We start from the raw sequence: 24116 nt of genomic DNA on the forward strand, positions 1-24116 counted from the left end.
TTAGCTCTGCGATGAGGAACCGATATCGAGAAGTCCCTCAAGCGCCCACTGATAGTTTTCGATTGCTCCTGTAAGGTCGAGCTTTGCCGCTGTGTGGGATGCCTCACTGGAAAGCCATGCGGACTCCGCCTGGAGGTATTCCTGGCGGCTCATCATTCCGAGGGCATTTTTCCTGTCAGCAGCTGCCTTGTCGGCCTTTGCGGCTCCGTAAAGCGTCTCAGATGCCTCGTAGGCTTTCTGTTTCTGCTTTACGTCCTGGTACATAAGATCCAGGGAAGAACGGATAGAATCTTCCTGGTCCTTGATATTTCTGGCTTTCTTTACTGCTCCGCCGGAGGAACTGGCCTTTGCCATTCTTGTATCATACAGCGTATAGTTCATCTCGATGGCCTTCGCCTCGTCCTTCTTCGGATCGAAGGAATCAATCACCGTGAGATCCGGTTCCGGAACCTTTGTAATCTCCGGGTCCGCGTTGTACTCCCAGCCTAACATCGTGATCAGCGTCCGCTTCTGGCTGTTCAGACTGGATGCCGCCTGAAGCGCACTTCCGTTTGCGGAATTTAAGGCATCTTCTACGGTCAGAACATCTTCCGTTGACATCATTCCGAGATCTTTTTTCTTCAGTGCCGCCTCATAATTCTGCTTTGCGATCTCCTGATTTAAGACAGCAATATCATACTGATCCTTTAATGTCTCATAAGTGCGCATCGCTTCCCTTGCGGTTTTTGTCTTCTCATTTCTCGCGATACGAAGTCCGCGGAGTGCTGAGCCGCCGTTCTTTTTTCCATTTGCGGTATCTTCCAGCTGCTGCGCATAAGCGCGCAGGGCATGCATGTTTGTCCTATATTCTTTATATTCGCTGCGGGTCGAGCTGTCATTTTTCAGATCATCCGCGTCCTTCTCCAGCTCATCCGCCTCCGCGCGCAGATCCGCCGCCAGCGCTGACATCTGGTCCTTTGTAAGGCCCGTGGATCCGCCCGGATTGTAATAATACTTCTGCAGCTGGTTCTGATAATCCGTATTATACCTCTCGATCAGTCCCGGGAGCTCCCAGTATTCCAGGGTATTGTCCTTAAACTTTTCAAGGGCTGCTTCGTCATATTCTGTGACCGCGACGTCCTTCGTCGCAGCTAACGCAGGAATTCCGGTACCCGCTGCCGCCAGGGAAAGACTTCCCATAAAAACGGCTGAGAGCACGGTCAGACCTGCCTTTTTCCATTGATTCTGTCTCATAGGTTTCCCTCCATCTATGAGCATAACGATTTCATCGCAGAAACGCAATAACATTTCTCTTACATTTTCTTTCCAAATACGGCAATCCGGTGGCAATTTTATTCACCCCGGCTTCCGCCTCCAAAAGCAGGAAGCCCCGCAGAGCATTCCGCATTCCGGCTGACCGCCTCCCGACCGGGCAGCGGCCGTCTCTTGCAGACTCTGCAGGGATCCGCTTTCAATGTTCAAAGCTTTAATCTACGTCAATGATCTCTTTCTTATCCTGATTCTTTCCGCTCATGATCACATAGAAGACCGGAAGAACAAGAAGTGCCATCGCTGTAGAGACGATCAGTCCACCGACATCCACAAGTGCGAGTCCCTGCATCGTCTTACCGGCATTTCCGTAAGCCGCCGCCATCGGGATCATTGCCACGATCGTCGTGAGTGTTGTCATGAACATCGGGCGCATACGGGTCGCGCCGGCTTCAATGACCGCCTCCTTAAAGTCCATCGTTGCCCGGTACTGGTTCGCCGTATCGACGTACAAAATACCATTGTTTACTACCGTTCCGACTAACATTAAGAAGCCTAACAGGGAGGTCATGCTGATCGGGCAGTCCACTAACCATAAGAACAGGAAGGAACCGATCAGGGCGAACGGGATCGTCGTCATCACCATGATGGAGAACTTTGGTGACTCGAACTGTGCAGCCATTACAACAAATACAAGGAATACGGCTGTGGCGATCGCCTGTCCCAGGGACGCAAACTCTTCGTTCATCATCTTTGTGGATGTGTTTTCCTGCATGGAGATCGTGCCGGATAAGTACTTATCGATGACCTCCTTCTGGATCTTATCCTTCGTGGTGCTGTCCGCTCCCTCTGTCAGCGTACCGGTGATGGTCACCTGATACTGCTTATCACTCTTTGTGATACTCTGCGGGCTGTCCTTGAAGCCGATATCCGCGATATCCATAAGGGCTACGGATCCGCCGGTCGCTGTCGGAAGAACGATTCCCTGGAGCTTATCGATCGTATCGTACTCATCATCCGCGTACTCAACCTTTACATCGATATCATTTCCGTCAACATTCAGGGTCGTTGCCGTCGTTCCGCTGACCATCATGTATACCTGGGAAGCAACGGCGGTCGGGGAAAGTCCCTCCGCTGCCGCCTTGACCGGATCCACATTGATCTTTACAAGGGGAGCACTGTTTTCAAGGGAAGAGTGGATGTTTGTCGCATCCGGGCGTTTCTGGAGCTCGGAAACGATCTCATCCGATGCTTTCTTTAAGTCATCGTACTGTGTGCTGACAAGAATATATTCGAGATCCTCCGCATTTCCCATGGACATCCCACTACCCAGAGAGCTCTGGCTTTCCAGACTGACCGAACAATCCGACCATTTCTGCATATCGCGTTTCCATTCCTTGAGCACCTGATCCGTCTTTCTGCCTCTGTCATCCTTTAAATATGCCGTCAGGGTCGCTCCGCTTCCGCCCATATTCATGGAAAGTCCGGAACTTCCGTAGGAGAGCATGTAGGAATCAAGATCCGGATCCTGAGTCACATAGTTCTCTGCTCTCTGGAGGATCTTATCGACCTCCTCGATCTTAAGACCCGGCTGGGTCTCAATCGTCACTGCGATCGTTCCCTGATCATCTGCCGGCATAAGCTCTGTCTTTAACTTTGTCGCAAGGAACAGGGAGAAGATCACAAGCACAACGGCGGTTCCCATGACCATCGCTTTTTTCTTTAAAAGCTTCTCCATCAGGGAACGGTATCCATTCTGCAGAGCTCTCATGATGCCGGAGGCCGGGGTATTTTCCTTCTCCTTCGGACGGTAGTACACGTAACAGAGCGGTACAAGCGTCATCGCGGAAATCAGGGACGCAATCATACAGAATACGATTGTGAAGCCTAACGGCTTGAACATCTGTCCGCTCATTCCGGAGATCAGAGCTAACGGGATAAATACGACACAGGTCGTAACGGTACCACCGATGATGGATTCCAGCACAGCTGCAGTACCATCGATTGCGGCTTTTCTCGTTTCAACAAAGCCACCGCCCTTATCCGTAAAGCGGAAGCAGCTTTCCAGAACTACGATTGAGTTATCAACCATCATTCCGACGCCGAGAACCAGACTCGACAGGGTGATGACGTTTAACGTAAAGCCCATGGTCTTCATGAGGATGAGGGCCGCTAAAATTGATACCGGGATGGAGGTTCCGACGATCAGGGATGCCTTGATATCCCCGAAGAACAGCCAGATGATGAACATCGCAATAATGACTGCCATGATCATGGTCTGGAATACGCTCTTTAAGGAATTGCTGATCTGATCACTGTAATCATTGACAACGACGTACTCCAGAGACGGATCCTGTGCTTTTAACGTTTGCATTGTCTCCTGGACTGCCTTGGAAACGGTAATGTGGTCGCTGTCCTGATTTTTCTTGACACCGATCGTCATCGTGTCTTTGCCGTCGTAACGTCCGATACTGTCCTTTGCCTCAACGGTATTGTAGATATTGGCAACATCTTCCATATAGATGATATTTCCGTTGCCCAGTGTGATCGGGATCTTCTTTAAAAGCTCCATCGTGTCAAAGGATGTTCCGGATGTCACGGAAAGATCCTTGTTTCCGACGGAGGTACTTCCGATCGGCATGGAAAAGTCCGCAGACTTTAAAGCCGCAATGATGGTATTCATGTTCACATGATACTGGCTTAATTTTTCCGGGATCAGCTCCGCCTTGATATAGGCCTCCTGACCACCGGATACGTCGACACTGGCTACGGAAGTCAGTTTTTCGATCTCTGGAACGATATCGTCATTTACATAGTTATAGAGGTTATCCACGCTGTCATTGTTGACCGCGAGGGTGATGGACGGCGTACTGTTGATATCCATCTCGATGATCGTCGGGGTATCGACATCATCCGGGAGATCCGACTTGATCCCATCCAGCTTTTTCTTTAAGTCATCGTAAGCTTTATCGATATCCTGGTCATAGTCATACTGGACCAGGACCATTCCGAAGTTTTCCGAAGACATGCTGGTGACGGAATCGACACCGGAAAGCGTTCCGATCTCATCCTCTATCTTACTGATCACAAGCTGATCCACGTCATCCGGGCTTGCTCCCGGGTAGACCGCGCTGACGATCAGCATCGGCATCTCCATTTCCGGGATCAGCTCAAGCTGGGATGAAAAGATCGAGCTGAGACCGAATACGATCAGGCAGAGCACAACAAGAACAGTTGTGACCGGCCGTTTTAAGACCTTTTTGGTAAGTCCCATGTTCCTTGTGCCTCCTTATTTTGCTGCCGTTTCCGCGGCTTCTGTAGTCTCTTCTGCTGTTGTCTCACTACTGTCTGTATCTCCTTCAGAGCTCTCCTCGCTGTCGGCTTCCGTTTCCTCGCCATCATCACTGCCCTGAATATTCACAGCGGCGCCGTCATAAAGCTCCTTGGACCAGCTTGTGATGACCTCGTCGTCGTAGGAAAGTCCGGAAACGATCTGAATCTTGTCAGAATCGATGAGTCCGTCTTCCACTGGAGTCTTTTTCGCCGTTGATGTCGCGGCATCATATGTATACACGTAAGCGTCTCCATTGCTGTAGTTCACACAGTCTGCCGGAACGACCATGACGTTGTCCGCCTTCTCCGCTGTCACATAAACCTTTACCATCGTTCCGCTGGCAAGTCCGTCCGCGTCCCCCAAGGTCGCTTTCACCTTGAAAAGTCCTGTGGACGCGTCCACCATGCTGCCGATCTCGGAGATCGCGCCGCTGTAATCCGTTCCGTTCTTCTCCACCGTCACAGGATCACCGATATTTAATCCCTTCATGACACGCTCCGACACGTTGAAGGTCAGTGTTTTTCCGCCTGCACCGGATACAACGCCTGCGACAGAACCGCCCGCAGACATATCATGCACCTGCACGCCGAACTGCTCTAAGACACCGGCGATCGGCGCGGTAACGACCGTGTTCTCGCTCTGGGTATCATAGTTTAATTTTGCGGAATCATACTGGAGCTTCGCCATGGACAGACCGCTTACCGCCTGCTCGTAGGCCTGGGCGGAAATATCTCCGCTCTCGTAGAGGGCCTTCATCCTGTTTACAGATGTCTGGGCATCGTTTAAGGATACCTGGGTCGTATTTAACGTGATCCTTGCCGCGTCTAACTGCTTGTTGTCGATGCGGAACAGCTTCTGCCCCTTCTGTACGGTATCGCCCTGATTTACATAAACCTCCAGTACTTCTCCGCTTCCCTTCGGGATAATGTATACCTGATCTGCCGGTTCCACAGTACCTGTCAGTCCTGTGGAAAGTTCAATATTTCCTGTCTCCGGTGTCTGGACGACGACGGTCGGGTTCGGAACGGCCTCGATCGGCTCTTCTTTTTTCGTAAATCTTGTGAACATCAAGGCTCCAAATGCGCCGACGCATACAAGCCCGATTACGATCTTACCTGCTTTCTTCATGGTTCCTCCTCATTTTCTGCAACCTGTTGCTTTTTGATCTCTCCTGCGGATTCTTTTCTTTCTTCCGATCCGCATGTTCTGTTTCGCGGGCAGCTTTTCTTTTCTATTCCTTACCGCTGCTCCTCTTCCCTGCTGTCTGATCTATATGCACATATGCCGTAGTGAAGCATATGGATATGGCGTTTGTAATACTCAGAAGCTTCCTCTCTCGCCTCCCCGTCACGGAAAAAGCGCTTGATCGACATGATAAATACTACCATATGCATTTCGATCAGCTCATTTAAGGCCTCCCTGCTGATCGGCGCTTTGTCCTGGTTGATATTTTCATATAAGAGCTTCATAAACCTCTGATTTTCCCGGCATACCTGCGGGTCAGACTCCGGATTGCCCCTGAAAATATCCATGAACTTCGCGCTCTTGATCAGATTCTGAAAAATATTGATCAGACCTGCCCGCTCCATAAGATCCATTCCGCGGTCGAACACACTCTCAAGCATATCCCACAGATCGCCTCCGTTTTCCCGGAGCCGCTCGATATAGTTGTTAAAATGCTGTTCCGCCTGGGCGTAGATCAGCCACTTCAACAGATCCTGCTTATCTTCAAAATATGTATAAAAGCTTCCTCTTGATATATCCGCGTCGTGGACGATCCGGTTGATTGATGCTTCCTCAAGAGGCACTCTCATAAACTCCTTTGCCGCTGCGATCCGAATTGCTTCAATTTTCTCTTTCGGAAGCCGCAGAAACCGCTCGGTCGGCATAATTCCATCTCCCTTCTGTCGAAATCACAAAACGTATTTCTGACATTTCCCTTCTTTTGTAAAAGTGACAACCTGTCAACATTATAGTGACACCCTGTCATTCTGTCAATATCTGTTTTTCCAGTTTATAATGATTTTATATTTTCGTAAGGTTTGCAAAATTTCTGTATAGAAACTCCTGCCTCCGGTCCGATCCCGTCTGTGATTTCAGCTGTTTTGCTCAGCCTACCATGCCCATGTTTCAGAATTGTTTTCCGATTGTTGCAGTTTCATGAATCCTGCAGATTTTGCCGGAAATATCGGATTGTACAGGAATAAATACCAATTCATAGCATGTTTGTAGGAATTGCTTCTTGCATATTTTTCTCAATACAGGTATAATATCATTGCATCGCCTAGCAAGTGACTAGGTTTAGTCCCGGCAGACGGAACGTATCCCGGAGATCAGCTCCGGTGTCGGTTCATATCTGTCCGGAAATTGCTGAAACCTACATTTTTACCTTATATAAAATACATGGAGGAATCCGATATGTCAGAACCATTATTAAATGTAAAAAATCTCTCCGTGGATGTGGAAGAAAAATCCATCCTGCACGGAATCAGCTTAACCATCAACAAAGGCGAGACCCATGTTCTCATGGGACCGAACGGCGCCGGAAAATCCACCCTCGGATGTACCTTAATGGGAAACCCGAATTACCACGTCACGGACGGTGAGATCTTCTTTGGCGGTGAGAATATCACAAAAGAGGCAGCTGACAAGCGCGCCCGCCTCGGTATGTTCCTCTCCTTCCAGAACCCGCTTGAGGTTCCGGGGATCTCCCTCTCCAACTTTATCCGCAGCGCCCTCTCCGCGAGGACCGGAAAGAACATCCGTATCTGGGATTTCAATAAAGAACTCCAGAAAGCCATGGAGGTTCTCGACATGGATCCGTCCTACGGCTTCCGTGATCTGAATGTCGGCTTCTCCGGCGGTGAGAAAAAGAAAGCGGAGATCCTGCAGCTTCTTCTCTTAAATCCGTCCTTAGCGATCCTCGATGAGACAGACTCCGGTCTCGATGTCGACGCGGTCCGCACCGTTTCCAAGGGAATCGAGGAGTACCAGAAGAGCAAGGACGGCGCGCTCCTCATCATCACCCACAGCACAAGGATCCTGGAGTCTCTCCATGTGGACAAGACCCATGTTCTCGTAGACGGCCGCCTGGTTGCCGAGGGCGATGGTTCTCTCGTCGATGAGATCAATGAGAACGGCTTCGAGCAGTTTATCGCTTCCGCAAACGAGAAGGGAGAGAACGATTAATGAAGGAAAAGACGTATGTTGAGGACGTTGACCGCAACATGTACGACTTCCGCAATGACGAGAAGGACGCTTACCGTATTAAAAACGGTCTCACCGAAGACATTGTGGAAAAGATCTCCGAAGAGAAGCATGATCCGGAGTGGATGCATGATTTCCGGTTGAACTCCTTAAAAATATATCATGAAATGAAGGTTCCGGACTGGGGCCCGTCCATCGAAGGGTTGAACATGGACAACATCGCCACCTATGTCCGCGCAAATACAAAGATGAAGGGTAACTGGTCCGAGGTTCCGGAAGAGATCAAGGACACCTTCGAAAAGCTTGGGATCCCGCAGGCGGAGCGCACCTCCCTCGCAGGCGTGGGTGCCCAGTATGACTCCGAACTCGTCTACCACAATGTCCGCAAGGAGGTTGAGGAGCAGGGCGTTATCTATACTGATATGGAAAGTGCCCTGACCGGTGAATATGCCGATATGGTAAAGGACCACTTTATGAAGCTCGTGACCCCCCATGACCATAAATTCGCAGCCCTGCACGGCGCTGTCTGGTCCGGCGGTTCCTTCGTCTATGTTCCGAAGGGAGTTTCCGTCGAGATCCCGCTGCAGTCCTACTTCCGTTTAAACGCCGCAGGTGCCGGACAGTTTGAGCACACTCTGATCATCGTCGATGAGGGCGCGTCCTTACATTTCATCGAGGGATGTTCCGCTCCGAAATACAATGTGGCAAACCTCCATGCCGGCTGTGTCGAGCTTTACATCGGAAAAAACGCAAAGCTCCGCTACTCTACGATCGAAAACTGGTCGAAAAATATGTACAATTTAAACACCAAACGGGCGAAGGTCGAGGAAGGCGGAGTCATCGAGTGGGTATCCGGTTCCTTCGGTTCCCATGTTTCTTACCTCTACCCGATGAGCGTGTTGAACGGCGAGGGTGCAAGATCCGAGTTCACCGGAATCACATTCGCCGGTAAGGGACAGAACCTCGATACCGGATGTAAGGTTGTCCATAACGCACCGAAAACTTCTTCCTATGTAAATACGAGATCGATCTCCAAGGACGGCGGGATCAGCACCTTCCGAAGCTCCGTTGTCGTATCCGCGAAGGCAAAGGGCAGCAAATCTGCTGTCTCCTGCCAGTCCCTGATGCTCGACGATATCTCCCGTTCCGACACGATCCCGGCGATGGATATCCGCACGAAGGACGCCGATGTCGGACACGAGGCAAAGATCGGCCGTATCAGCGATGACGCCGTTTTCTATCTGATGTCCCGCGGTATCTCCGAGGAGGACGCGAGAGCCCTGATCGTCAGCGGCTTCGCCGATAATGTCTCGAAGGAGCTTCCGCTTGAATACGCGGTGGAGATGAACAATCTGATCCATCTGGAAATGAAAGGAAGTATTGGATGATGGAGAACATGAAGATCAACCAGCTCCCTTCTAAGACATGGAACTGGCTGAAAATGAATGAGACTGCGGTCTCCGGGATTTCTGTCTCCGGAGCGCATGAAGGAAACCTTGAGATCCCGGCAGGGATCACAAAGACTGTCTGCCCGGCCGGTCTTCCGGACCGTTTTAAGGATGTCGCCGGCGGCATGGGATCCGATATGGATATGCTGATAAGAGAAAGTGCCGCTGGTGCGGTACTGCTCTCTGCTGACAGCGATGTCTCCGGGGAACCGGCGCGGATCAGATTTGCCTACGGTGCTTTTGAGCACAGCCTGAACACCTTTGGAATTCTGGCAAAAGAAGGAAGCAATATGACCGTTATCATGGATATGGCGGCTGAACGAAGCGTCGATCCTGAAAGGACCGGAAGTCCCAGCCCGGTCGGAGAAAATCCTGCTGCCGTCTCCCAGTCTGAACACACCGGGCTTTCCGCCGTGCAGACGAAATTGATTCTGGAAAAAGACGCGAAGGTGACTCTCGTCCAGATCATCCGCAACAAAAACGCGAGGACTGTTTTGAACGATATCGGGGCGAAGGTTGCTGACGGCGCGAAGCTCTCCGTCATCCACCTGTTCCTCAGCGGCGATAAGGTCTACAACGGCTGTAAGGCTGAACTTATCGGCAAAAAGAGTAATTTTACAGCAGACATCGCCTACACAGTTGCCGATGACTGCGTGCTCGATATGAACTACGTGGCACTCCACGAGGGAAAGAAATCCGTCAGTGAGATCAGGACCGACGGCGTGCTCCATGAAAACGCGAGAAAGCTGTTCCGCGGAACCATCGACTTTAAGAAGGGTGCTGCGGGGGCTGTCGGAAATGAGAAAGAGGATGTTCTTCTTCTCGACGACGATGTGGTCAACCAGACGATCCCGCTGATTCTCTGCGCCGAGGAGGATGTGGAAGGAAACCATGGTGCCACTATCGGAAAGCTGGATGAGGACCTTGTATTCTATCTGGAAAGCCGCGGCATGGCTCTCGCCGAGATCTACAAAATGATGGCGAAAGCAAGGATCGACGCGGTTCTCCGTTTCGTACCTGATGAGAAGACGAAGGCAGACGTTGCCTCCTACTTAGAAAGCGAGGGTTCCAATGGATGTAAATAAAATCCGGGAAGATTTCCCGCTGTTAAAAAACCGTGATATTATCTACCTGGACAATGCGGCGACTTCCCAGAAGCCCGCATGTGTCCTGGACGCGGAAAAGCGGTTTTATGAGAAATATAACGCAAACCCGTTCCGCGGTCTCTACGAGTTAAGCGAAGAGGCGACGGAATGTTATGAGGACGCAAGAAAGACAGTCGCTGACTTCCTTCACGCATCATGTCCTGAGGAGATCGTGTTTACGAGAAACGCCACAGAGAGCCTGAATCTTGCGGCCTACACTCTCTCCGAGTACCTGTTAAAACCGGGCGACGAGATCATTGTCAGTATCATGGAACACCACAGCAATATTCTCCCGTGGCAGCAGGCTGCAAAGCGTTACGGTGCGACGGTGAAATATCTTGAGTGCGACATGGATGGAACGATCCCTGCTGAACGTCTGGAGAGCATGATCACGGACCGCACAAAGATCGCCGCGATCACGCAGATCTCCAATGTGCTCGGATGCAGGAATGATTTAAAGACATTCGCTGAGATCTGCCATCGCCACGGCGTGATCCTGGTCGGCGATGGTGCCCAGAGCGTTCCGCATATCGCTGTTGACGTACAGGATCTGGGCGTGGATTTCCTTTCTTTCTCCGGTCACAAGATGCTGGCTCCAATGGGAATCGGCGCTCTTTACGGAAAGAAAGAGCTTCTTGAGAAGCTTCCGCCCTTCCTCACCGGCGGCGAAATGATCGAATCTGTCACAAGAGAGGGCGCTGTCTGGGCAGAGGTTCCGCATAAGTTCGAGGCGGGAACCGTCAATGCCGGAGGCGCTTACGCGCTGGCTGAGGCAGTCCGCTACATGAAAAATATCGGTTTCGACGCAATCGAGGCACAGGAGAACAGGCTCACGAGAATCGCCTACGAGGGCATGATGAATATTCCCGGAATCCGTGTTCTCGGGAGCAGCGATCCGGACAACCATCACGGAATCCTGTCCTTCGCTGTGGATGGCGTCCACCCCCATGATGTGGCAGAGATCTTAAACGCTGACAATATCTGTGTCCGCGCCGGTCACCACTGCGCACAGCCGCTGTTACAGTACCTTGGAACCGCCTCCACGACGCGTGTGAGCCTCGCGTTCTACAATACAGAGGAGGAGATCCGGGCATTCCTTGAGAGTCTTGGCGGATTAAGGAGAAAAATGGGATATGAGTAATACATTTTATAATGAAATTTTAATTGAACACAATCTTCATCCGACTCACAAGCATGAACTGCCGGACGCAAACCTCGTCTTAGAGGGCGTAAACCCGAGCTGCGGTGATGATATCTGGCTGAAATTAAAGGTCGAGAACGATGAGATCGTCGACGGAGCTTTCGTCGGAGACGGCTGCGCGATCTCCCAGGCCTCCGCGGATATGATGTTAGATTTGATCATTGGTAAGAAAAAGGATGAGGCGCTGCGCCTCGCAAACCTGTTTCTTGAGATGATCAAAGGAACTGCAAAGGGCGATGAGCTGGAACCTCTGGAGGAAGCTTCCATCTTACAGGATGTATCCCATATGCCGGCGCGGGTCAAGTGCGCAGTGCTGGGATGGCATACGATGGAGGAGATGTTTAAGAAGGCGGCTGAAGGGAAGATTATACCTGGAATGTCGGTGACGACGGAAAATAAATAAAGACTTGAATTCAATTTTCAAATATGCTACACTATAAATACAAAGGGGAAAGTCAGATACATGTGGCCTACCCTTCATAGTTTAGTTTGTTACATTGTAACAGCCGTCACTATTGCAGTAGTGGCGGCTATTTTCTTTTCCCGAAGATTGTGTAACACAATCCAACGAGAGCGACAATGAAGATACCTATCTGGATTAAATCCGAATATGTAACGTACATTGGCATTTCTACGTTCCACTCCGGTCGTTGCTGGACGAGTGCCACCGGCACTCAGCAACCTCCTTTCTTTCGTCTGGAGGGTTAGTCCCTCCGAAACCGGAGGGCAGGCCGCCTTTCATGTATTCTGCTTTCCCACATCACTATTATATATTACGAACATTTGTTCGTCAATATTTTTTCTTAGCTACTATGTGCACCAGCGCCTCGATCGGCCTCCTCAACGACGTCACGACCATGATCCCCGCCGCAAGCGCGATCGCAAGTCCGATCGCCGCCTGCCCCTTTACGATAAACTGCGGCATGTCGCGCCGGAGAGCCGCGTCCATCGCATAGTACAGGGAACCTCCCGGGATCAGCGGGATGACCGTCGGCATCAGGACCGTCGTTGCCGGTGTCTTTAAGATCCTCGCCCAGATCTCCGAGTAGATCGTGATCAGGATCGCCACAACGAAAAATCCCAGATATTCATTATTCACAAAATGTAAAAATACAAGATACACTGCCCAGAAAACTGCCCCGCCGATCGCCGGGATCCAGACTCTGCGCCCGCGGATGTTGTAAATGATCGCAAATCCGAGCGACCCGAAAAACGATGCGATGACTGAAAGAACATCCTGACTCATAACATCCCTCCAAGAAGTATTTTAGAAAGAATAAACCCGGCTGCCACACAGACGGCTGTAATCATCGCCTCCGAAAAATGCAGAAGTCCGCTGATCATGTCCCCGCTGATGAAATCCCGGAATGAGTTCGTCATCAGGACTCCCGGGATCAGGAGCATGATATTCCCGATCATGATCATCTCGACATGCTGTCCGATCCCGAGATAGCAGACAAGAATACATGCCATACCGGAGATCAGAGAGCAGAGGATATTGGAGAAGATCGCCTTCAGCTTGATCGCGGAGAGCGCATATAAGGTCACGCGGATCAGCGCCCCGACAAACAGGGACGCAAATCCATCCCACAGATTTCCTCCAAAGAAAATGGCAAACGCCCCGGCTGTCATTGCATAGATCCCGCACTGCACCGCCGGGGAATAGGTCGGCCCCTTCAATATTTTTTCGTACTCCCGGTCGATCACCTCAAAGGACGGCTGCGTCGCGCAGATCCGCCTCGAAAGGTCATTCAGCCGGTCCAGCTTCCACATATCCGTCCCGTAACTTAAAATTCTTCGCGTCTGCGTGATCCACTTCCGCTCCTTCGTCTCCAGCGTCACGATGATACACGACGCGATCGAGAAAATATGGCTCTGCCGGATCCCGTAGGCATTGCAGATCCTCCGGATCGTATCCTCCACACGGCTGATCTCCGCCCCGCTCACGAGGAGCTGCTCCCCGATATTGATCGCGCAGGTCAGGACTTCTTCGCTTGTCATCTCTTCATTCTTTTCAGTTGTCACCTTTTTTCCCCTTTTCCTCTGCTTCGGCGGCCATCGCGCGCTGATAATGCTTTAACGCGTCCCGATAGGCAACGATCAGCGCTTTCCAGGAAGAACCATGATATCGGCGCTGGATCGCCTCCTCGATCACCTTCGCATCCGTTTCCAGGTGCTTATGCAGAAAAAGCTTTCGTATAAAATCATTTGTCAGCTCCAGCGTTCTCGAACAGTCTGTCTGTATGATCTCTCCTGTTGATGGGATCACCTCAAATGCGATAAAAAAGCTTCCATACACCTTTGTGATCGCGTTATCCACATTCGTTCTTGATTCTCCTACAATATAATATGTCTCCTCACCGGTTTCAGCCATTCTGCTCTCCTCTTTTCATCAGCTCGCGCGCGGCTGGGTTCAGTCACGCTCTCATTTCCAATACTTGTCCCACCATATTTCAGCATCATAATATAGGAAATCCATTCTGTCAATCCCTGTACGAATTCCAGTACATCTGCGGCCACTACTATATTGTACGGAGTTTTCAGTTCAGAAAATTCCTGCCCATAAAAAGTAATCACATCTGCTCTCTCGTCCGGACCGGCGGCGTGCTTTCCAGAATTTCCGCAATTATTTTTCCACGTCTCCTGTCTTACGTTTCGAAAGATCTGTACTTTTTGTTCTCATTTTTGTATTTTCAGTAATTTTAATATTTTTAACCAAATTTTTATTTTTTATTGACAAACCATTTCCACCTCATTATAATAAACACAAATGAATACGCAATGTTGCTGCTTCATTCTGCAAATGGCAGTTACCGCTGTCTGGCAAGCAATCTGAAATCCGGCAAAAGCGAGAACCAACGACAAAAGCGAGATCAAACCGCTCTTGTCTTCCTGGTCTGCTTTTGGCGGATTTTTTTTGAGAGGAGGATGAGTATCTATGACTCTGAAAGAAGCTGTCGAACCTCAAAAAGAACCACTTCTTCAATCCCTGGCGGAAAGCATCCGGATCCGCAGTGTGCAGGAACCGCCTGCAGATGGCGCCCCATACGGCCCCAATGTCCGCAAATGCCTTGACCACGCCCTGGCTGTGTCAAAGGGACTCGGTTTCCGCACCACTGATCTTGATCACCAGATGGGATGGTGTGAATTCGGTGAAGGCGATGAGATGATCGCCGTCCTCGGGCATCTCGATGTTGTCCCGGAAGGGGAAGGATGGACCTTCGATCCGTTCGGCGGTGAGATCCGGGACGGAAAGATCTTCGGCCGTGGTTCCATGGATGACAAAGGTCCGACAATGGCCGCCCTTTACGCGATGGCCGCCCTGCGTGACAGCGGTCTCCCCTTAAAACGCCGGATCCGGATCCTCTTCGGAACAAACGAGGAGACCGGAAGCAATGACATGAAATACTACAAGAGCCACGGCGGCGAACTCCCTGTCATGGGATTCACCCCGGATGGAGAATATCCGGTCATCAACGGGGAAAAGGGGATCATCAATGTCAACTATGAAGCGGACTACACCCAGACCGGCGATGTCCGTCTCACAAAGATTTCCGGCGGATCCGCGCCGAATGTAGTCCCGGCCTCCGCCAGAGCAGAGATCACCTGCCCGGACGATATGAAGCCGCAGCTCATGGTCCTCGCCGCCGGATGTGACCGGATCACCTGCACTGAAACTGCAGACGGATTCGAGATCCTCGCAAACGGCGTCAGTGCCCACGGAGCTTCCCCGGAACTCGGGATCAATGCGATCGGCCTCCTGATGGATGCGCTCGGAACACTTCCGCTCGATGAACCGTTACTCGGTTTTGTTCACTTTCTCTCCGATCATGTCGGGCTGGAAAGCGACGGGACCTCCCTCGGGATCGCTCTTTCCGATGAACCGAGCGGAAAACTCACATTCAACCTCGGAACGATCCAGGGCGATGAGACAAGTTTCCTGATCCGCATCAACTATCGCTACCCGGTAACCTTCACCTACGATGACTGTGCTCCGATCTGCGACGCGGCATTCCTGAACGCAGGATTCCTGAAGGTAAATGAAACCCACAAAGCATGTCTCTATCTTCCGGAAGACTGCGAGCTGGTCCAGACTCTTCTGCATGTATACGCAGACGAGACCGGACTTCCTGCGATACCGAAATCCATCGGCGGCGGCACCTACGCGAAAGCGATCCCGAACGTTGTCGCCTTCGGACCGATCTTCCCAGGCGATGAAGTCCGCGAGCACAAGCCGGACGAGTTCATGGAGATCGACCGATTGATGGAAAATGTACATATTTTTGCAGAAGCTCTTTACCGGCTGGCCAGATAGGAGGTGGTTCCATGGAAAAGAAGAAAACATCGATCGTTTTTACCGGAGATATCGGATTTGACCGCTACATGGATCACCGCTGGGAGGATGAACATCTGCTGTCTGCCCCCGTCCTCGATTTTTTCCACAGCGCTGATCACACTGTCGCAAATGTGGAAGGCGCACTGATCGACGCGAAGGATGACGGATCCCGCGGAGTCTTCTTTCACAGCATGAATCCCGCGGCGACGCGCGTCCTGAAAGATATCCATGCGGACATCTGGAGTATCGGGAACAACCACACGATGGATGCCGGGCGGGAAGGTGTTATGAGCACAAAAAAGATCGCCGAAGAAATGGGTTGTCTCACGATGGGGGCCGGAATGAATGACACCGAAGCGTCCGAACCTGTGTATCTCGACGAGGCAGGCGGGATCGGCATGTTCTGTGTCGCCTACCAGGCGGAATGCATCCCGGCAACCGCCACCGAACCCGGTATTTTCCGCTGGGATGACCTCGATCTCATCGCAAAACGAATCGCCGAGATCAAGTCCCGCTGCCGCTGGTGCGTGATCGTCTCCCACGGCGGGGAAGAATTCACAAGTCTTCCAAGTCCCTACACCAGAGACCGCTACCTCAAGTTTCTGGAACTCGGAGCCGATGTGGTCGTCGCCCATCATCCCCATGTCCCGGAAAACTACGAGCTCTTTGACAACGGAAAAGCAATTTTCTATTCACTCGGAAACTTCATTTTTGATACCGACTATCAGCGCGTCCACCTGTATACGGATGTCGGAGTCCTGTTAAAACTGATCTTCACCGAAGAAGCGATCGATTTTGAGGCGATCGGGATCCGGATCATCCGCGGAGATGAGCGGATCGATATCGCCCCACTTCCTGCCATCTTCACAGACATCCCGGCTGCGGAGTATGAACTTCTGGCACCGCTCTCCGCAAAGGCCTTTGTCGCGGAGGACCGCAGGAAAATGATCTATCTGGAGCCGGAGCGCTTTACAGATGCCTCCGAAGATGTCTGGAACGGTATCTCAGGAGCAAACTCTGTCTGCCGGTTTGAATCACAAGGCCGCAGAGACTGTCCAGCTGTATGCTCATTCCAGTAATGAATCCAGTTCTTCGTCTCTACGTGAATTTGAGGTGGGCGTATCTGATGATCTCGCTGAACTTGCCCCGCACATCGTCTTCACTCCGTACATCCGTGCACTCGCCGCAGAACTCTCGAAAGGCTGTGAGACTCCACTCGAAAAAGCCAGAAACTTTTACGACTTCATCACCCTGAACTTCAAATACACCTACATGCCGGCCTACTTCTCCCTGGAGGATATTCCGGGGAACTGCGCCAGAACCTTCACGGGGGACTGCGGAGTCTTCGCACTTCTTTTTATCACCCTGTGCCGCTGCGCCGGAATCCCCGCCCAGTGGCAGAGCGGACTCGCCGCAGAGCCGGACTTCATCGGCGGTCATGACTGGGTTCGCTTCTACGCCGCCCCGTTCGGCTGGATCTACGCGGATCCCTCTTACGGGATTGGAGCTGTCCGCGCCGAGAACGAGGAACGCCGCCGCTTCTATTTCGGAAACCTTGACCCATACCGCATGGTCGCCAACCGCGCCTTTCAGGCACCTTTTACCGTCGAAAAGAAATACTGGCGCACCGATCCCTACGATAACCAGTTAGGCGAGATCGAAACCGCAGAGCGCGGACTGATGTATGAGGAATTTGAGCGCAGGAAAGAAGCCCTGATGTGTGAAGAGATCGAAGAGAACTGATTAAAATGTCGCCATATTCATGAAAATATGCAACAGCTATTCCAAGTAGGTATTTTCGGCACCGAAAATACCATAATATAATGTCCTGGATGCGGATTTTGCCGATTTAGGATGCGAAGCATCGGCAAAATCCCGTTACTGTTTACGCAAAGCGTAAGCAGTAACGCCGGGGTTGTCGGTGACAACTGAAGGGAAATAGTACTTGAATTCACTTTTCGAATATGATAGACTATAGATACAAAAAGGGAAAGTCAGATACACACGGCCTACCCTTTATAACTAGCTTGTTACAATGTAACAGCCGTCACTATTGGGGTAGTGGCGGCTATTTTCTTTTCCCGAAAATTGTGTAACACAATCCTACGAGAGCTACAATGAAGATACCTATCTGGATCAAGTCCGAATATGTAACATACATTGGCATCGCCCTCCTTTCTTTCGTCCGGAGGGGGAAGCCCCTCCTTTTATGGAGGGCAGGCCGCCTTTTATGTATTCTGCTTTCCCATAAATTCATTATATATTGCAAACATTTGTTCGTCAATATTTTTTCTTAGCTACTATGTGCACCAGCGCCTCGATCGGCCGCCTCAATGACGTAACGATCATGATTCCGGCCACAAGCGCGACCGCAAGCCCGATGGCTTTCTGGGCCTTCAGGATGAACTCCGGAGCATCATGGCGGAGCGCCGCGTCCATCGCATAGTACAGGGATCCTCCCGGAATCAGTGGGATGACCGTCGGCATCAAAATCGTCGTCGCCGGTGTCTTCAGAACTCTCGCCCAGATCTCCGAGTAGATCGTGATCAAAATCGCAACCACGAAAAATCCCAGATATTCATTATCCACAAAATGCAGAAACGCCAGATAAACTGCCCAGAAGACAGCGCCGCCGATAGACGGGATCCAGAGCCTCTGCCCCCGTCATCGGGTCCGTCGCCTGTGCGCCTGTTTTCTGGTCTGTCTGCACCTTTTTTCACCTTTTCCAGTGAACTACCCATTGTCTTAAGCCAATGGGTTTCCTGCTTCATCGACCTCGTAACCTACTATCTCCACAGGCGTTAATTTGGGCAGTCCCTGCCCTATATATTTCTTTATGCTATTTGTCTTAATCCTTCTGTCAGTATATTTTTCGCGGCATTGATATCCCTGTCATGTTCTGCTCCGCATTTCGGACATATCCATGTCCTCACTGACAAATCTTTTGTATCTGGATTCTGATACCCGCAAACAGAACATAATTGACTACTGGCATAAAATGTATCTATTTTGATGTATTTCCTGCCATTCCATTTTGCCTTATACTCTAACTGTCTTGTCAGCTCATACCATGATACATCACTTATGGCTTTTGCCAGATGATGATTTTTTACCATGTTTTTTATCTGTAAATTCTCTGAAACTATCACTTGGTTTTCGCTGATAATCTCATGTGAAACTTTATGCAGATAATCTTTTCTCATATTCCTTATTTTCTCATGGCATATTGCTATCTTTTTCTTTGTTTTATAATAGTTCTTACTTCTCTTTCCTTTATGTGACAGTTGCCTTTGCAGCTTTACAAGCTGTTTCTCGCATTTTTTTATAATTTTTTGATTCTCATATACCTTCCCATCGGAAGTAATACATAAATCTTTAAGTCCTAAATCGATTCCTATGTTATGATTTGTATGTGCCAGTTCCTTATGCTCCGTTTCTACAAGTATGGACACATAGTATTTTCCACTGGAAACCTGCGAAACGGTCGCTGACTTAATCTGCCCACGATATTCCCTGTGTAACCTTGCTTTTACCGCTTTTAATTTTGGCAATTTTATCTTTCCTGTCTCAAAATCTACCGCAATATTTCCATTTGTGAAGTTTGTTGTGTATGATTTATGGTTATCGTGTTTGCTCTTGAATTTCGGATATCCTGCATGTTCCTTAAAGAATTTTTGATATGCAGCGTCCATGTGATAGATTGCGTTGGTCAGAGCAAATTTATCTATTTCTTTTAACCATTCATAGTCTTTCTTTAATTCTCTGTTACAGTAATTATTACAATCCGTTTTACTAACTGACTTTTTCTCCTTCTCGTATATTTCTTCCCGATATGCCAATGTCTGATTGTAAACAAAACGGCAACAGCCAAATGTTTTTGCAATCTGAATTCTTTGTTCGCTATTAGGATATATCCTGTATTTATATGCTTTTAACACCCACTGTCGCCACCTTCCTACCCTTGATTTTCTATATATTTTCGGGGCATCTCTTCTGATACATTTCCCACACTGCAGACAAAATATCCGTCCGTCCAAAAAGTATGTTCTTTCCAGAAATGTTTCGTAGATAATCCGGATATCTTTTCCAAATATGATATGTTGTATAACTCTTCATCAGATTTACTATTTTACTGATAGACATTGTTGGTTCTGTTTCTATCATGTAATGAATATGATCTTTATCTGTCTGCATATATCTGATAATGACTTTATGCTTTTGACATATCTCATAAGAAAACTGCTTTATATCATCTGATATTTATTTTGACATCAGCAATTTCTTTCTATACTTGCATACGAAAATAATATGATACCGAAACAAATATTTGTGTCTGTTTTTTGATTTCCACGTTTCCATAACGCAAGTATAGCACAAACCTCCGCTTCCGGCTACCTTAACCCACCGTCTAAAGCCAGTGGGATTGCGGTAGCCCTATTTCAATCCGTTTGACAAACAGCAGCTGAAAGAAAAAGATCATTTCATTTCCAGAGATTTCACCGAAATGACCAATCGGCTGAACTATCTGAAAGATATCCGTGGGATTGGCGTTTTTACTGCCCGCCCCGGAATGGGAAAATCGTATGCCCTTCGCTGCTTCGCCGCCAGTTTAAATCCAAGCCTGTTCCATATGGAATACCTGTGTCTCTCCACCATCAGCGTTGCTGACTTTTACAAGCAGCTTTGCTTCATTCTTGGAGTTCCGGAAAAAGGCGGCAAAACCGGGATGTTCAAGGCTATCCAGGAACAGATCACCTATCTTTACAAAGAAAAACGCCAGCCGCTTCTCCTCGCCATTGATGAAGCACAGTACCTGAATACCGGAATCCTGAATGACATCAAGATGCTCATGAACTACGGCTACGACTCGGTTAATTACTTTACATTGATCCTGTGCGGAGAATCCCATCTTAATGACACGCTCCGAAAACCAGTTCATGAGGCACTGCGCCAACGGATCACTGTCCATTACAACTATGCCGGACTGTCTGACGACGAAGTCTCCAGATACATCCTGCACAAGCTTCAGCTGGCAGGGGCATCCACAAGCATCATTGATCCTGCAGCCCTGGCCGCTGCGCATAGTTTCACTCAGGGAAATCCCAGACTGATTGACAACCTGATGACCGATGCTCTGACAATCAGTTCCCAGCAGGAACGGAAAGTCATTGATGCGGAAACGATCCGGGCTGCTGTCGAAAACCAGGGACATTATTGATGAAGTTTTCAAAGTTCATTTCAAAGGCTATGACCTTCGGGTCATGGCCTTGTTTCAAAAGCAGCAATGTTGCCTTTCAAACAAGGCTACGACAATGTGCCGCCAAGCCGGGAGAAAAGCGCGGTAAGTCCCGGCACGGCACAATCGGGTAGGCGAATCTGGAGAAAATACCGTGCGGTTTGCGCCTACCGCAATGTGCCGCCGGACAGCTAGAATATCTGGCATTTTAAAATTTCATCTGGCGTATATGTCGTAGGAAGCACCATACCTCTCTTATAGTGCGGAACAATCCTGGAAAAATCCATTTCTGTGATGCCTTTTTCAACAAGGTAATTCAGGAACTGACGGATACGTGCATAGGCATCCTTGTTGGAGAATGTAAGCAAGGCTTTTGATACAATGCCAGTGTTTAATTGCGAAAGATCAGAACAACCTGCATTTTCCACAAAGCACAAAAAAGATATACAGGTTCTTTCTTTTGAGCAGATCGTAGCCGGTTTATTGCCATTATCTATGCATTCTTGAAGATACCCAGTCAAAGTGTCTGCAAACACCAAAGGGATCTGCTCGTTATAATCACCATGATGGCACCTGTAAGGTTTTCTGTCAATGTAGTTATCTAGCCTTCGTACTGCACAGGAATAGGCTACAAAGGTAGTTTTGCTAACATTTGAATCAGCAAGAAATGCTTTGCCTAATTCATGCGTGTATATGTCCGTTCCATGATGATTCAGAAAAATGTGAATGCGCTTGTAGGTTCGTCGATATACGGTCAATGTTGAATCCATATATTTCTGAGATTTTAGTTGCTCCAGAACTGCTTTCATCAGTTCATCGAATGGTAAGATTGTATTTCCCATATAAATCCTCCTTTATAATGAGATGAATAGGTAACATCTTCATTGTAAAAGAGCACTATCGTTATTCAAGAAATATGCTGTAAAAAACAACATTTATGCCACGTGGAAACATGCTTCTGGAATAACAATATTTCTGGGATAATGGACCTTATTCCAGTTCTCGAATAAGGTCCATGCCCGCAGACGCTTTGATGAAGCACTTGCCATGATTCCAAAAGAAGGCCAGAAAGAGTCCGCTTCATTCCTGATCATAAAGCAGATCCAGGCGATCTACCGGGAGGAAGGGAAACTCAAAGAACTTTCATCAGAAGAAAGACTCGTTCAGCGTCAGGTGGTTGTAAAACCACTGGTAGATGCTTTGTTTGTGTACCTGAAACAACACGAAAGTGAAGTCGGTACGGAAAAACTGAGGGAAGCTTTCACGTATGCATTGAATCAGGAAAAATACCTCCGGGTTTTCCTGACCGACGGGGATGTTCCGATGGACAACAACGCATCAGAGCGTGCGATCCGCGGATTCTGTGTCGGCAAGAAAAACTGGCAGATGATCGATACCATCAATGGTGCAAAATCATCCGCTATCATTTACAGCATTGCAGAAACAGCAAAAGCGAACCATTTAAAGCCATATGAGTACTTTGAATATCTTCTGACAGAGATTCCGAAACACATGGGTTGAAACAGACCGATCCTTTTTAGACGATCTGGTTCCATGGTCAGAAAAGCTGCCGGAGAGTATTCGAAAACCAAAGAAGAGCAATTAAGCCAAGCCGCAAAAGTGGCTTTTGACTGGTTCAGTACTCGCTATGGAGCGTTTACGATATATAGTAGTAAGAAAATCTTTATTTCGGCTCTTATTTTTGTTTCAACAAAGCTCCAAATACAGCAATATCCTCATCACGGATAATCTTTATATTATTGACGCTACCTTCGATAAAGTTAATATCGTAGCCTAAGTTAAACATCAGCATTGCGCAGCAGCTCTCTGTCAATGCGTGGTGCTGCTGTTTAGCATCATCAAATACTGATTTGATTACGTCAAATCGATAAGCTTCCGGGGACTGAAGATCCACGACATCCTCGCGGTTGATATACTCAGCTTTTCCAGCCTTGTAACTGAACTGTACATAGTCCTTCATGGACTGGCAGATATTCGCCTTACTGTTCTCGTAGCATGCCTGGAGAAGCTTGGATATCATCTCGACATTAACCATGGGGCGGGTGGATTCCTGGAAGATGATGATATCGTCATCTCCGTATTTATCCTTCACATAATCAAGACCGTTTTCCACGGATAAAATACCGCTGGCAGCAGCGGGGATTAAACCTCTGAGTTTGGTAATACCAAACTGCTCTGCATAAGCAGTCACAATGTTCTCCCAACCTTTCAGACACACGACATAGAGGTCATCAATTGCAGGGTGGCGCTGATATGCTTCTAGGCAATACACGATAACCGGCTTACCATTGATGTCAATGAACTGGTTAGGTATGTTCTTGTGGTTGCGTATTGATTTACCACCGGCAAGGATAATGGCAACAGTCTTATTTCTTTTGTCGGAAGTAATGGTTGTGTATGTTGTGGTCAAAGTAGCAGGAGGGGTAGTAATACCCATCAAAGCTTCGACGGTAGTGTCGAGCACCTCTGCGAATTTGGTAAGTCTTTTCTGGGTCACATCATTTTCACCAGACTCGATCTTGGCGATTGTTGACCTGGTCTTATATCCCATTGCATCTGCCAAATCCTGCTGCGACATATTTAACTCGAATCTTCTTTTCTTTATATTTGCTCCAACTGACATTTTCATTCTTCCTTTCTTATCTATCTTCTCCGCGTCTCGTGTGAAACTCAAAATCACCTATATTGATATTATAAATCAACAAAGCGTGATTTTCAAGAGAAAAATGTGAATTTTTCTACAGGAAATTGTAAACAAAAGTGATTTGAGATTGACAAATTACCCACCAACACTTATAATAATAGTTGTCATCACGTGTTTTAGTGATTCGTGTTGATTTAGAAGAGCGATGGGGTGTTGGTGAATATTACGGGTACTTTTACACCACTTGTCCGGATTGAGGAAACCATTGTTCCGGATTGATGGAAACCGCTCTTCCG

At 48.9% G+C, this 24116-nt stretch carries 22 protein-coding genes; 10 read left to right on the forward strand and 12 right to left on the reverse strand.

Annotated elements, in window-relative coordinates:
- The 4 genes from GPK83_RS14080 to GPK83_RS14095 all read right to left on the reverse strand — a co-directional run bounded on the left by GPK83_RS14080 (position 1) and on the right by GPK83_RS14095 (position 6471).
- Complete coding sequence (locus GPK83_RS14080; RefSeq protein WP_215705063.1) at positions 1 to 1233, reverse strand: TolC family protein; 1233 nt, start codon at positions 1231 to 1233, stop codon at positions 1 to 3.
- A gap of 232 nt (positions 1234 to 1465) precedes the next feature.
- Positions 1466 to 4522 carry an efflux RND transporter permease subunit gene (locus GPK83_RS14085; protein ID WP_015553204.1) on the reverse strand — a complete coding sequence of 1019 codons (3057 nt, stop codon included), beginning with the start codon at positions 4520 to 4522 and terminating at the stop codon, positions 1466 to 1468.
- A gap of 15 nt (positions 4523 to 4537) precedes the next feature.
- The gene (locus GPK83_RS14090; protein ID WP_215705064.1) at positions 4538 to 5710 is read right to left on the reverse strand and encodes an efflux RND transporter periplasmic adaptor subunit; all 1173 of its coding nucleotides are present in this window, start codon (positions 5708 to 5710) and stop codon (positions 4538 to 4540) included.
- A 110-nt stretch (positions 5711 to 5820) separates the two neighbouring features.
- Positions 5821 to 6471, reverse strand: coding sequence for a TetR family transcriptional regulator (locus tag GPK83_RS14095; protein ID WP_215705065.1), 651 nt, complete (start codon positions 6469 to 6471; stop codon positions 5821 to 5823).
- Between the two features lie 529 nt (positions 6472 to 7000).
- On the opposite strand from GPK83_RS14095, the gene sufC reads away from it, so the two are divergent.
- The 5 genes from sufC to sufU are packed head-to-tail and all read left to right on the forward strand — an operon-like array spanning position 7001 to position 11986.
- Complete coding sequence (gene sufC / locus GPK83_RS14100) at positions 7001 to 7771, forward strand: Fe-S cluster assembly ATPase SufC (protein ID WP_215705066.1); 771 nt, start codon at positions 7001 to 7003, stop codon at positions 7769 to 7771.
- Positions 7771 to 9177 (forward strand): Fe-S cluster assembly protein SufB, encoded by a 1407-nt coding sequence (gene sufB, locus GPK83_RS14105; protein WP_215705067.1) that lies wholly within the window; start codon positions 7771 to 7773, stop codon positions 9175 to 9177. The genes sufC and sufB overlap by 1 nt, the downstream gene beginning before the upstream one ends.
- Complete coding sequence (locus GPK83_RS14110; RefSeq protein WP_215705068.1) at positions 9174 to 10322, forward strand: SufD family Fe-S cluster assembly protein; 1149 nt, start codon at positions 9174 to 9176, stop codon at positions 10320 to 10322. Before sufB ends, GPK83_RS14110 begins: the two co-directional genes overlap by 4 nt.
- The gene (locus tag GPK83_RS14115) at positions 10309 to 11523 is read left to right on the forward strand and encodes a SufS family cysteine desulfurase (protein ID WP_215705069.1); all 1215 of its coding nucleotides are present in this window, start codon (positions 10309 to 10311) and stop codon (positions 11521 to 11523) included. The genes GPK83_RS14110 and GPK83_RS14115 overlap by 14 nt, the downstream gene beginning before the upstream one ends.
- Positions 11516 to 11986 (forward strand): Fe-S cluster assembly sulfur transfer protein SufU, encoded by a 471-nt coding sequence (sufU, locus tag GPK83_RS14120; RefSeq protein ID WP_015553198.1) that lies wholly within the window; start codon positions 11516 to 11518, stop codon positions 11984 to 11986. Before GPK83_RS14115 ends, sufU begins: the two co-directional genes overlap by 8 nt.
- A gap of 127 nt (positions 11987 to 12113) precedes the next feature.
- Here the strand turns inward: sufU and GPK83_RS17405 are convergent, their stop codons facing one another.
- From GPK83_RS17405 to GPK83_RS14135, 4 genes are all read right to left on the reverse strand, one after another.
- Positions 12114 to 12212: a putative holin-like toxin gene (locus GPK83_RS17405; protein WP_345941827.1), complete on the reverse strand. Its 99-nt coding sequence runs from the start codon at positions 12210 to 12212 to the stop codon at positions 12114 to 12116.
- A 161-nt stretch (positions 12213 to 12373) separates the two neighbouring features.
- Positions 12374 to 12829: a threonine/serine exporter family protein gene (locus GPK83_RS14125; protein WP_215705070.1), complete on the reverse strand. Its 456-nt coding sequence runs from the start codon at positions 12827 to 12829 to the stop codon at positions 12374 to 12376.
- Entirely contained in the window at positions 12826 to 13608 is a 783-nt protein-coding gene (locus tag GPK83_RS14130; RefSeq protein WP_243031355.1) for a threonine/serine exporter family protein, read from the reverse strand. Before GPK83_RS14130 ends, GPK83_RS14125 begins: the two co-directional genes overlap by 4 nt.
- Positions 13598 to 13957 carry a DUF3870 domain-containing protein gene (locus GPK83_RS14135; protein WP_117515131.1) on the reverse strand — a complete coding sequence of 120 codons (360 nt, stop codon included), beginning with the start codon at positions 13955 to 13957 and terminating at the stop codon, positions 13598 to 13600. Before GPK83_RS14135 ends, GPK83_RS14130 begins: the two co-directional genes overlap by 11 nt.
- Before the next feature lie 564 nt (positions 13958 to 14521).
- Here GPK83_RS14135 and pepV point away from each other — a divergent pair.
- Genes pepV through GPK83_RS14150 form a run of 3 tightly spaced genes read left to right on the forward strand, consistent with a single transcriptional unit; the run spans position 14522 to position 17662 of the window.
- The gene (gene pepV / locus GPK83_RS14140) at positions 14522 to 15898 is read left to right on the forward strand and encodes a dipeptidase PepV (RefSeq protein ID WP_215705071.1); all 1377 of its coding nucleotides are present in this window, start codon (positions 14522 to 14524) and stop codon (positions 15896 to 15898) included.
- A gap of 11 nt (positions 15899 to 15909) precedes the next feature.
- Positions 15910 to 16998, forward strand: a complete 1089-nt coding sequence (locus GPK83_RS14145; protein ID WP_215705072.1) for a CapA family protein — start codon at positions 15910 to 15912, stop codon at positions 16996 to 16998.
- Between the two features lie 34 nt (positions 16999 to 17032).
- Positions 17033 to 17662, forward strand: a complete 630-nt coding sequence (locus GPK83_RS14150) for a transglutaminase-like domain-containing protein (RefSeq protein ID WP_345941825.1) — start codon at positions 17033 to 17035, stop codon at positions 17660 to 17662.
- A gap of 537 nt (positions 17663 to 18199) precedes the next feature.
- Here the strand turns inward: GPK83_RS14150 and GPK83_RS14155 are convergent.
- Positions 18200 to 18565 (reverse strand): threonine/serine exporter family protein, encoded by a 366-nt coding sequence (locus GPK83_RS14155; RefSeq protein WP_117515137.1) that lies wholly within the window; start codon positions 18563 to 18565, stop codon positions 18200 to 18202.
- Positions 18566 to 18753: 188 nt separating this feature from the next.
- Positions 18754 to 19857 (reverse strand): IS200/IS605 family element RNA-guided endonuclease TnpB, encoded by a 1104-nt coding sequence (gene tnpB / locus GPK83_RS14160; protein ID WP_215705074.1) that lies wholly within the window; start codon positions 19855 to 19857, stop codon positions 18754 to 18756.
- A gap of 566 nt (positions 19858 to 20423) precedes the next feature.
- Here tnpB and GPK83_RS14170 point away from each other — a divergent pair.
- The gene (locus GPK83_RS14170) at positions 20424 to 21137 is read left to right on the forward strand and encodes an AAA family ATPase (protein WP_252196373.1); all 714 of its coding nucleotides are present in this window, start codon (positions 20424 to 20426) and stop codon (positions 21135 to 21137) included.
- Between the two features lie 209 nt (positions 21138 to 21346).
- Here the strand turns inward: GPK83_RS14170 and GPK83_RS14175 are convergent, their stop codons facing one another.
- The gene (locus GPK83_RS14175; protein ID WP_215705075.1) at positions 21347 to 21997 is read right to left on the reverse strand and encodes a hypothetical protein; all 651 of its coding nucleotides are present in this window, start codon (positions 21995 to 21997) and stop codon (positions 21347 to 21349) included.
- A 205-nt stretch (positions 21998 to 22202) separates the two neighbouring features.
- On the opposite strand from GPK83_RS14175, the gene GPK83_RS14180 reads away from it, so the two are divergent.
- The gene (locus GPK83_RS14180) at positions 22203 to 22676 is read left to right on the forward strand and encodes a transposase (RefSeq protein ID WP_345941826.1); all 474 of its coding nucleotides are present in this window, start codon (positions 22203 to 22205) and stop codon (positions 22674 to 22676) included.
- Between the two features lie 175 nt (positions 22677 to 22851).
- Here the strand turns inward: GPK83_RS14180 and GPK83_RS14185 are convergent, their stop codons facing one another.
- Positions 22852 to 23799: a 2-C-methyl-D-erythritol 4-phosphate cytidylyltransferase gene (locus GPK83_RS14185; RefSeq protein ID WP_215705076.1), complete on the reverse strand. Its 948-nt coding sequence runs from the start codon at positions 23797 to 23799 to the stop codon at positions 22852 to 22854.
- Positions 23800 to 24116: the final 317 nt, after the last annotated feature.

Source organism: Clostridium sp. MCC328 (assembly GCF_018785465.1).
Classification (GTDB): Bacteria; Bacillota; Clostridia; order Lachnospirales; family Lachnospiraceae; genus Pilosibacter; species Pilosibacter fragilis.

Bases quoted from the DNA above. Each gene is read 5' to 3' on its own strand.
- GPK83_RS17405 (WP_345941827.1), bottom strand. From the start codon at position 12,212: ATGCCAATGTACGTTACATATTCGGATTTAATCCAGATAGGTATCTTC.
- GPK83_RS14145 (WP_215705072.1), top strand. From the start codon at position 15,910: ATGGAAAAGAAGAAAACATCGATCGTTTTTACCGGAGATATCGGATTT.
- sufB (WP_215705067.1), top strand. From the start codon at position 7,771: ATGAAGGAAAAGACGTATGTTGAGGACGTTGACCGCAACATGTACGAC.
- sufU (WP_015553198.1), top strand. From the start codon at position 11,516: ATGAGTAATACATTTTATAATGAAATTTTAATTGAACACAATCTTCAT.
- GPK83_RS14090 (WP_215705064.1), bottom strand. From the start codon at position 5,710: ATGAAGAAAGCAGGTAAGATCGTAATCGGGCTTGTATGCGTCGGCGCA.
- GPK83_RS14170 (WP_252196373.1), top strand. From the start codon at position 20,424: ATGACCAATCGGCTGAACTATCTGAAAGATATCCGTGGGATTGGCGTT.
- GPK83_RS14180 (WP_345941826.1), top strand. From the start codon at position 22,203: ATGATTCCAAAAGAAGGCCAGAAAGAGTCCGCTTCATTCCTGATCATA.
- GPK83_RS14115 (WP_215705069.1), top strand. From the start codon at position 10,309: ATGGATGTAAATAAAATCCGGGAAGATTTCCCGCTGTTAAAAAACCGT.
- GPK83_RS14175 (WP_215705075.1), bottom strand. From the start codon at position 21,997: ATGGGAAATACAATCTTACCATTCGATGAACTGATGAAAGCAGTTCTG.
- GPK83_RS14185 (WP_215705076.1), bottom strand. From the start codon at position 23,799: ATGTCAGTTGGAGCAAATATAAAGAAAAGAAGATTCGAGTTAAATATG.
- GPK83_RS14125 (WP_215705070.1), bottom strand. From the start codon at position 12,829: ATGAGTCAGGATGTTCTTTCAGTCATCGCATCGTTTTTCGGGTCGCTC.
- GPK83_RS14080 (WP_215705063.1), bottom strand. From the start codon at position 1,233: ATGAGACAGAATCAATGGAAAAAGGCAGGTCTGACCGTGCTCTCAGCC.
- GPK83_RS14095 (WP_215705065.1), bottom strand. From the start codon at position 6,471: ATGCCGACCGAGCGGTTTCTGCGGCTTCCGAAAGAGAAAATTGAAGCA.
- GPK83_RS14110 (WP_215705068.1), top strand. From the start codon at position 9,174: ATGATGGAGAACATGAAGATCAACCAGCTCCCTTCTAAGACATGGAAC.
- pepV (WP_215705071.1), top strand. From the start codon at position 14,522: ATGACTCTGAAAGAAGCTGTCGAACCTCAAAAAGAACCACTTCTTCAA.
- GPK83_RS14085 (WP_015553204.1), bottom strand. From the start codon at position 4,522: ATGGGACTTACCAAAAAGGTCTTAAAACGGCCGGTCACAACTGTTCTT.
- sufC (WP_215705066.1), top strand. From the start codon at position 7,001: ATGTCAGAACCATTATTAAATGTAAAAAATCTCTCCGTGGATGTGGAA.
- GPK83_RS14135 (WP_117515131.1), bottom strand. From the start codon at position 13,957: ATGGCTGAAACCGGTGAGGAGACATATTATATTGTAGGAGAATCAAGA.